Raw genomic sequence first — 9,330 nt, 5'->3', positions numbered from 1 at the left:
CATCTTCAATCTAGTGACGATCTGGTTACAACATATCAAGCGACTCGTGCAGGTTTTGTTGCTTTGGCGCTGGAAAAAAATCGACGTGCTACACCATATATTGCAGAAGCAAGGGTACTTCAAGAAGCAGCTTCTCAAGCTAAAAATCCTGCTGACTTGCTCAATGCGTAGAAACCAGCGAGTTAATATTTGTTGACGATCGCAGATTGCCTAAAATAAAGCCTTAACCAACGTAGCCAACGCAACCATACTTTTGCAGGTTCCTCAAAAAAAGTAAATATATCACCAAAAGCCTGATTAGGTTTTTGATGGTGTATCCAGTGTCTCTCAGGAGTTGTAATAAAAATTAGTTGGCATAAAACAGTTACTATTTTGGGCGTTGTTCCTCCCAAAATAGTTGTATGTCTCCACCAAACATGAAATTGACCGAAAAGTAGTCCACAAATAACACCAATAGGAGAGAAAGACCACAGAACTACTGCTAGTAGTAGGTAAGGGATAGCACCCAAAATACCATCTAAAAGAACCAGGGGATTAAATGTCAAAATAGCATAGTGGCGAAAATTTTTTTTCCCGTGATGATGGGTTTTCAGATGGAGGGTGCCAAAAATATGTTCGGGTATGTGATAAACGAAGGTGGAAAGGAAATCACCAATAAATAGTAATAGCCAAGTTACAACGATAGCTTCAAGCATTTTTACTCCTCGAATTCTGTGGGAAAACACCTTATTGTGAGAGCGAATAAGCAGTTAATGTAACTTGCTAATGCAAGCAGGCAAAAGGGTAGAAAAAAAGGTAAATAGCTAGTTTATACAAGCTTTATTTCCTGGGAGCCTTCTGCCTTTTTGTACTAGCAACTGAACTTAGTTAAGCCTACTAAACGATCGCAATTTGACCACCCGTTAATGCAGGTACACCGGATAAAGTAGCGATCGCGATCGCTGTTTGCGATCCTGCACCATCAGGATCGAAGCTGAAAACACCAGTAGTTGTGTTATATAAAAAACCACCACCAGCAGTCAATCCATCTAGAAATCCAGCCGCACTCAAATAAATCCGATCGTCGCTGCTGAAATCGGTAATTGTATCGTCGCCTTCATTGGCAGAATTGTAGAAGAAAATGTCTGCGCCGCCTCCACCTGTAAGGGTATCTTTACCGTTTCCACCTGCAATAAAATTGGGGTTGCTATTACCTGTCAACTTATCGTTAAAAGCAGTGCCAGTAATATTATTAACATTGCTGACATTACTTTGTTCGGTGCTATTAGTAACGATGCCTAAAAGTGGCTTCAGGTTAGTATTATTGGAGGTTAAAATACCTGTTGTGGTATTCAAAGTTGCGCCTCCAATGCCAAAATCGTTGTCATTTACGACGGCGATCGTATTACCATCAATTAAAGTCAAACCTTCCACCTTGGCATCGGCACCAGGATCGTAACCAGCGGCAATTAAATCAACGTACAATTGTTTGCTAACAGGTCTAATACCTGCTGCGGTTAACTCATCAAGAGTGGCAGTTTCAATTGTTTTACCCGCAGGTAATCTCGTCAAGTCTGCATTACTTAAATTTGTGGCTCCATTCAAGTCGATTTCGTAAACTTTCTTGAAAGCTCTTGCGCCGGAAAAATCATCCCGTTCAACTACTAATATTTTGCCATTACCTAAAGATACAGCATCGCCAATTTTATCGCTACTTAAACTTTCAATTCGATAGAGATATTCAGCAGTTGTAGTCTTAGTATTGGTATCAAATTCCAAAATTCTCAAGTTTAAAGAATTGCGAGAATTACTGTCATTTGCTACATCAGGATTATCAATGCCACTCTGGATAAAAGCGTAGACTTTACCATTTTGGTAAGCAACAGCTTCAAAACCTCGGTTGTTGCGACGTTGAGCGTAAATACTTGGTAATGCTTCTACACCTGTGACTACTCCAGAAGCGTTAGCACCTCTGGGCACATAACGCTCAATTAACTTACCATTGCTATCGAAATGTAAGATTGAAGGACGATATTCGTCCACCATCCAATAAGTGCCATCATCAGCGCGAGTAATCCCTTCTAAATCAACACCAAATGGATCGCGATCGAGAGTTTTTCCAAACACATCTACAGGTACTTCATCGCTGTTAGCAAATCCACTTCTCCCTTGTAAATTAGGCAAACCTGTGAGCGGTTTACCATCTTTATTAGTCAAACCAACTCGCTGAAAATTGGCGATATTTCCTGTGTTTGGATCTACCTCAAATCGCATCCAACTAGGTTGAAAACTGGGGATTGCAAAAGGACGAGAATTAACGCCGTTAATCTCTGTTGGTTCAGCGTTGGGGCCGCGATCGGTATGGGTGATAAACTTTAAGTTACCGTTAGCAGCTTTTCCTTCATAAGTTAATCCAGAAAATCCACCTAAATTAATAGTTTGACCTGCTGCTGTTTGTGCCAAAGCTGGCAAATTCTCAAAAGAAACGGTTATGGTTTGATTTGGTTTAGCAATCCCTGTTGCTAGGTTTACATCTACGCCTCTGGGATTTCCGGTGTAGTCAAGTGTGTTAGAAGTACGCCCTTCTTTGTAACCGACATTTAGATAATATTGAAAGGCGCTTTTGTATTGGCCTTGGGCGATCGCAAATGCAACATCTGGGTTTTCCCCTAAGTAGGCATTGCCATTAAATTTAGCACTAGGAATCCGACCTTCATCCAATCCGAACCTAATAAAATGAGTTAACAAACTGCTAATTCTGCCTTGGGAAACTGCTTCTGCTACATCCTGATAACGCAGACGATAAAAGTCAGCATTAAAATTACTTAAAATCAGATTGAATTGGGTTAATTCTTCCCGTCCTTCTGATAGCCCATAGAGCATCAAATGTTGCGTTCCACTCCTCAAAGAGCCTTGTCTTACTGCTTGAGCAACATCGGAATTTGATGCTAGATAAAAATCGTTAAATGCGGCAAAATTAGCACTAGGAGCACGTCCTTCTGTTAAACCCGCTTTGATGTAATGTTCGATCGCACTTTTGTATCTCCCTTCCCTAACTGCCGCATCCACATCCGAATTGTTGCCCAAATAATAAGTATCATCAAAAAACTGTCGAAACTGGATACTAATAGTTCGCTGTTCCTTGTAGCCAAATTGAAAAAAGTGAGCGAATCCACTTCTAAATTCACCGTTAGTAACCGCCCGTGCAACGTCGGGATTTTCTGATAGATAACCCAAGGCAAATAAGGAATTGGGATTGCGTCCTTCGTCAATGCCAAATTGGGCAAAATGTTCGTAGGCGCTGCTTATGGAACCTCTGGCTAAGGCATCAGCAACATCTGAATAAGTTGATAGATAATATTTGGCATCAAATAGTCCTTGGAAAGAGCGATCGGTACTTGTACCTTGTTGTACTGCACTAACTCCAACTCGCGGATCTATATTCAGCGGTCTATCTAATTGCAGCAGCAAAATTTCGTTTTGATCTGGCGCTGGCGGACGACCAGTACCACCTCTATAATTATTGTCGTTGGCGACTAAAATTGTATTTCTGTCAACTACCAAAACATCTTCAATAGTGACAAAAGGAAAGCGAAAAGTCGTGCTACCATCACGATTTAAATCGTTTGGATCTCTGATATTTAATAAGTCGGCAACTTCTTCTTTTGCTACATAACCATTAGCATCTTTTCTCGACAGATCGATCTTAAAAATTTTCTTGAGTTGCGCCGCATCTCCTTGGTTTTGATCGCGTTCAATGACGAGGTATTCGTTTTCATTAATTACTGTGAAATCCCCGATCGCATTACCTGCCGCTTCCATCCGATAGCGTCCGACAGTTCCTCTAAATTGATTCTTTTCTAAATCAAATTGATTAATGCGTAAAGTATCTTGAGGATCGCCAGTTACGGGGCCTTCTAAAAGCGCGTATAATTTAGTTTTCTGCGGATTGATTGCTAATCCTTCGTAACCTCTGGAACGTCCGAGATTAGCGGTTGCTCTACCAGCTAATACGTCAGGATTGTCAGGCGATCGCACCAAAGAAGAAACAAATGTTTCCTGGCGTTCTTCAACAGCAGTATCGGAAAAATCGCTAAATAATCCATCTACACCCAGCTGATAAAACTGTTCGTATTCTGCTTCTGGATCGCCATTATAATTAGCGGCTAAATAACGAGGTTCATCGCGGAAAGTGTAAGGATGAACTAGTAAACCTACGGCATGAGCATCTTGGACTAAAGTAGTCGGCGGCAGCGTTCTGTTGTTAGCATCAACTGACACAATCATCCGCTTCCAAGGGCCTATTCCATCGGCATAAGTGGCAATTTCTGCTAATCCTTGAGGAGTTCTTAAATCTCCATAAGTGCGAGGGTCGCCACTAACCACAAAATCGTAAGGTTGGGTTTCAATTAGTGTGCCATCTGGTCTGAGATCGATCGCATCAAGTAACTGAACTAAAGGTACATCAGTTATCGTATTTAAATATTTCAGGTTGGCAACTTCAAATGACTGGATATATACAGGTGCTTCTGGCCCGATGTAACCATTTCTGTTGAGAATTTCTACTAAGCGATCTTCTAAAGGCAACCCAATCGATTGAAAATAAGTCGGGTGTTTTGTTTCTGGATAAATCCCGATCGTCCTGCCAGTTTCTGCACTCTTGCGTTTGGCTAAATCAATTACTTCTTGCAATGTGGGAATTTGAAACTGTCCGTTAAAACTTTGGTCGCGAAAAGATAAACGCTCTTTCGCTCTTAAAGTCTTCAATTCTGCCAGGGTAAAATCTTCAGTAAACCAACCTGTAATTGATTGACCATCTACTACTTTTGTCGTTTGGCGATCGGCAAATTCTGGACGGTTCGCAACATCTGTAGTCCCAGTAATATCATTTTCATGGCGAGCAATTAAAACACCATCTTTGGTAATCACCAAATCTGGTTCAATAAAGTCAGCCCCCAGATCAATAGCTAACTCATAAGCTGCTAAAGTATGCTCAGGTCGATAACCGCTAGCGCCCCGATGTCCGATAACAAGTGGTATTTCCCCAGTTAGAGTATTGACCTGTTCAAATTTTGGCGTAGCAATGGGTGCTTCTAATAGTTTGCCTGTGCGATCGAAGTGCAACAAATACGGCCCAAATTCATCTCCGATCCAAATCGTGCCATCTTGGTCAAAAACAAAAGATTCAATATCAAAATCAGCACCAGTTAATAACCGCTGCGATGTTGTTTCATTCACTATTGGAAAGGGAATTTTTCTCTCAGGATCGGACAGAGAAATAAACTCCTCAATCTTGACTCTTCCATCACCATTTCCCACACCCCTAAACTCAGGAGAAACGCGATATATTCGTAACAGAAAATCAGGACTATTTGCCTTCGATCCAAAACCATTATCTGCCATAAACCAGTAGGAATCTTTTTCAGCAGCAAATTGCACTCCACTAAATCCCTGCACTGGTTGTCCGGGGAATGGGCCACCTAAACTGGATGCTTGTGCTCCTGATGGTGGGCCACCAGCAAATGTATCGGCGGGTAAAAGTGCAAATCCTTTCAGTTCTGTCATAGTTTTTGGTTGAAAATTTATCGGTTTTCCTGATAGTCTGTCAGCAAAATTCACACCTACTATTTCATTAATAGTGGGTGCTTCACTTGGGACTGATAAAAATTAGGTTTTGTGTTTGTTAGCAGGCTTAAATTTAGCTGTTAAAGGTTAAAAAATCGATACATCCTGTTAAAGATACGGTTAAGAGATAATTATTGTTAAATAATTTTTGTTAAGGGAAGCGAAAGTTTTTAGTACGTAGCTGCGCTGTCTTCGCTCTTATCCTAGTCTTAATAAGAGCGAAGACAGCGCAACTACATACTTATCCGATCGCAACTGCATACAACACGCTACCCTGAGTACCCAGAAATGCTTGCACTTCATCATCAAAGAATGCACCAATACCGCTACAAGTCAATCCCACATAAGTTGCTTTCAAATAAACTCGTTGTCCAAGTAATCCAGCAAGTTGCAAGGCAATGCGATAATTCTGGCAGTCCCCGACAAAAAAGAATAAAACCGCGCTATCTCGCCCAATTGCCTGATTAACGCAAAGATAGCCCATCTGATCTCGAAAATTGCCAACTTTCAAGCATTTTTCTTGGTAATAAATCCCAGGTTCTATTCCTGATACATTTTGCACAATGGCGTAAATTTCGATCGCTTCGTAACTCTGAGTAGCGATTGGTTGAAGTAACGATTCCCAAACTTTAAAAAATGCTTCTTGGGTAATTTGTGTTTGGTAAAAACGTCTTGCAGAACGGCGTTTTTGGATTGATTGAAGATAGCTTGCTTTATCAACAGAAAACTGGGGTTGGATAATTTCCTGTGTAGTTTTTGTTGGCGAAAGTGTATCTTTGTAACCTGCTTCAACAAAGTGATTTGGTTCAAAATAATCAGTACCGGAAACAAAGGGAATAGGCGATCGCAATTTCCGAATCGTTTTTTCTTTCACATCTCCGACAATAATAGCAGTTGTCACAAATTCCTTATTTTCTAATCCTAAATCATCATTGAGCGCTAACTGATCGAAATCGAATAAAATTTTGGTTTGTAGATCCTGTGTATAAGCAGAAGCTTCGATCGCACCTAGATGATGACCGCTATCCAAAAAACAATAACGCAAACTGCGATTTTTGTATTTCCAACTGGAACGGAAATACACACAACTAATCAATAAAATATATCCTTTAACCAGGCGATTGTCAAATAAATAACCTTCCAATCCATCATCAATTAATTCATAAATTAAAGTCAGAGATTGAGTTTCCACTTCTAGATGATAAATCCCATCGATAATCCCCTTAATCCCGCGAATTTGCACATAAATTTCCGTAGGATAAAGCGCACCCGCAGAGGGATTTACCCGCAATGAATAGCTACCTTCTCGATAGATTTTTTGCGAACTAATCGCACTGGTAAAATGTAAAAATGAATGGCTGGGATTTTCCAGATCTAAGGGAAACCTGCGAAAGAATTTAGGGTAATGTTTGAATGCGGCGGGTTGAGTTGAAGAATCGACATAATTGGGATCGATTTGCACCGAAAGAAATGAGAGTTTCGTCGCTTCGTGGTATTGATTTTTGGCAATCTTAGGCAGCATTTTTCAAAATCCTTAAAATTTCCCTATTCGCTGCAAAGTCGATCGCCAAAAAATCATCCAAGTTTTTCAATTGCGAATTTGCACCAGCTGCTAAAAGAGCATTAACAATTTCCGTTTTACCTGCGGAAGCTGCATACATCAATACTGTTGCACCGTTATCATTTTGGTTATTGATATCAATTTTTGCCTCAATAAGTAAAGTCATTAAATCTAGACGATCGCGAAAACAAGCAAACCATAAAGCATTGTTGCCATCATTATTTCTAATGTTAACATCTGCTCCGGCATCAATTAGCGATCGCGCCACATTTACCTCACCTAATTGAGTCGCTTTCATCAAAGCTGTATCGCCATTACTTCCCCGTTTGTCTAAATTTTCTGGCTCAAATTCGTTAGCTAACAACCATTGATTCATGTCTACTAATGAAACTGCTACCACCATTTTTTCCTCCCTGTTCAAATCTTAAAGATACTCGTCTAACTCTACTTCCAAAATGCAATCAGAAGTCGGTTTAGCCACACAAGTCAACACATATCCCTCAGCAATTTGTTTCTCGCTTAAGAAAATTTGTTCATCTTGTTCCACCGTTCCCGACACAATTTTTCCTTGACACATTGCACAAGCACCGACTACACATTCAAAAGGAATTTTGATGCCATATTCAGCAGCTTGATCGAGAATAGATTCAGTCTCAGGTACATCAATTGTTTGCGAAAAACCTCGGCTTTTGTTAATTAAAGTCACCTTGTAACTTGTCATAGTTTCCCCCGGGAAATTGATTACTCATTTAGCCAAATTTAACTGAGGATTAATCGCTAGATTAACTAACGTTTTAGTCACATCCAATGGTAAATTAGGTTGAGTCCAGGTAACAGTACAGCGATCGCCAGATCCCATAAACTGCATATCATTATCTAAACCAGGACGACCCAAAATATCAATCATTAATCTTGCCAAAACACATTGACTCTTTACTGAACTAATCGCTACGATCGTCATTACCGTTTCCGTATCTTCCAGCAGTTCTTGCTCGATAAACTCAATATTCATCAGTCTCTCCATCTCACTACAAAAAGATAATTTCAATTATCTTCTAACACCTGCAAACCGATTATTTAGCTGAGTAGCTTCATCCCATGAAGGCGAGCGATAATCTTCATTAACTGCGCGATCGACATACCCCACTAAATTAGGTAACTCCTCACCCCTAATTTCTCCATTAATGAACATTTTTAATTTTTCTTCCCAACCATTTGGGTATTCTCTGATTATGGGATGCTTCACAAAAATTGGTTGATATTCTGGCTTGTCAATATCGACAATAATATCTAAATAAAGAACCGCCAAAGGACGCACAAAAATTCCCGTAGCAGCAATCTCAAAATCTGCATCAATTTCCTTTTGTTTTAACACCACCACAAAATGTCCAAAAGGGGGAATCTTATAAGGTAATTGACTTCTATTTTCAACAGGTTTTACTTCAACGTTATAACCCTTAGTTAAACCATCTGCCAAAGTCATGCCATCATAAAGTTGATCTGGATGCGGTACATAAATTGTAAATTGATGCAAATCTAACCAGGGATTTTGCGAAGGTTCATCACTCTCATCTTTCCAAGCATTGTAGTGCTTTCGCATCTCCTGACCAACATAACTTTCCTGATTACAGATATTGATCAACGAGATGTTGAGAACCTGCTGATCGAACTGAGTAGCCCCTAAAATTTTTATCATTGGACAGACCTATTTTAGTAATTTTTGTAATTATTTATGCGATCGCCAAGCCTAGCATTAGCTCGCTATCTGCAACCTTAAAACAAATTACCTTTCCTCATTAGAAAGGAATCAACTCAACTATTCCGTACTTTTGAATACTGAAATATCAGGAAAATTATTTTTTATTTTGTATTTAAATAAAGAAATATTATAAAATGTTTCTATTTTAGACAAATTATTGACACAATTGTAGGGTGCGTTAGTGACAACGTAACGCACCGAGCCTTATATCGATTACTTAAATGTTTGCTACAAATGCAAGGGAAAGGGCGGGTTTTGACTTCAATATTTATTGAACGTGCGTAAAACCCCATCCCAAGAGTGGGTGGGGATGAAAGCACGGTTAAAGGAGGGGGTTCGATGCCCCCTCCTTTAACAATTAGCGTCGTTTTTGGGAGTCAATATATCGCTTAACAGCTTCAGAAGA

The 9,330-nt window shown here is 39.9% G+C and carries 6 protein-coding genes and 2 pseudogenes; 1 reads left to right on the top strand and 7 read right to left on the bottom strand.

Going from position 1 to position 9,330, the window contains the following annotated elements:
- Window positions 1-162: pseudogene (locus ACE1CC_RS29665) on the top strand (AvaI/BsoBI family type II restriction endonuclease); the annotation flags it as partial.
- 20 nt (window positions 163-182) lie between these two features.
- Here the strand turns inward: ACE1CC_RS29665 and ACE1CC_RS29660 are convergent.
- The 7 genes and pseudogenes from ACE1CC_RS29660 to ACE1CC_RS29630 form a co-directional block, all read right to left on the bottom strand.
- On the bottom strand, window positions 183-695 hold the full coding sequence (locus tag ACE1CC_RS29660) for a sterol desaturase (protein ID WP_413274033.1): 513 nt from the start codon (window positions 693-695) through the stop codon (window positions 183-185).
- A 181-nt stretch (window positions 696-876) separates the two neighbouring features.
- A pseudogene (locus tag ACE1CC_RS29655) lies at window positions 877-5,538 on the bottom strand (esterase-like activity of phytase family protein); the annotation flags it as partial.
- Between the two features lie 307 nt (window positions 5,539-5,845).
- Window positions 5,846-7,126 (bottom strand): SagB/ThcOx family dehydrogenase, encoded by a 1,281-nt coding sequence (locus tag ACE1CC_RS29650; RefSeq protein ID WP_413274031.1) that lies wholly within the window; start codon window positions 7,124-7,126, stop codon window positions 5,846-5,848.
- Window positions 7,116-7,568: an ankyrin repeat domain-containing protein gene (locus ACE1CC_RS29645; RefSeq protein ID WP_413274030.1), complete on the bottom strand. Its 453-nt coding sequence runs from the start codon at window positions 7,566-7,568 to the stop codon at window positions 7,116-7,118. The genes ACE1CC_RS29650 and ACE1CC_RS29645 overlap by 11 nt, the downstream gene beginning before the upstream one ends.
- A 21-nt stretch (window positions 7,569-7,589) precedes the next feature.
- Window positions 7,590-7,886: a 2Fe-2S iron-sulfur cluster-binding protein gene (locus ACE1CC_RS29640; RefSeq protein ID WP_413274029.1), complete on the bottom strand. Its 297-nt coding sequence runs from the start codon at window positions 7,884-7,886 to the stop codon at window positions 7,590-7,592.
- A gap of 24 nt (window positions 7,887-7,910) precedes the next feature.
- Entirely contained in the window at window positions 7,911-8,177 is a 267-nt protein-coding gene (locus tag ACE1CC_RS29635; protein ID WP_413274028.1) for a hypothetical protein, read from the bottom strand.
- A 36-nt stretch (window positions 8,178-8,213) separates the two neighbouring features.
- Window positions 8,214-8,861 carry a hypothetical protein gene (locus tag ACE1CC_RS29630; RefSeq protein WP_413274027.1) on the bottom strand — a complete coding sequence of 216 codons (648 nt, stop codon included), beginning with the start codon at window positions 8,859-8,861 and terminating at the stop codon, window positions 8,214-8,216.
- Between the last annotated feature and the right edge of the window lie 469 nt (window positions 8,862-9,330).

The organism is Floridaenema aerugineum BLCC-F46 (assembly GCF_041929345.1).
Classification (GTDB): domain Bacteria; phylum Cyanobacteriota; class Cyanobacteriia; order Cyanobacteriales; family Aerosakkonemataceae; genus Floridanema; species Floridanema aerugineum.
This window is presented reverse-complemented; position numbering and strand designations above follow the sequence as displayed.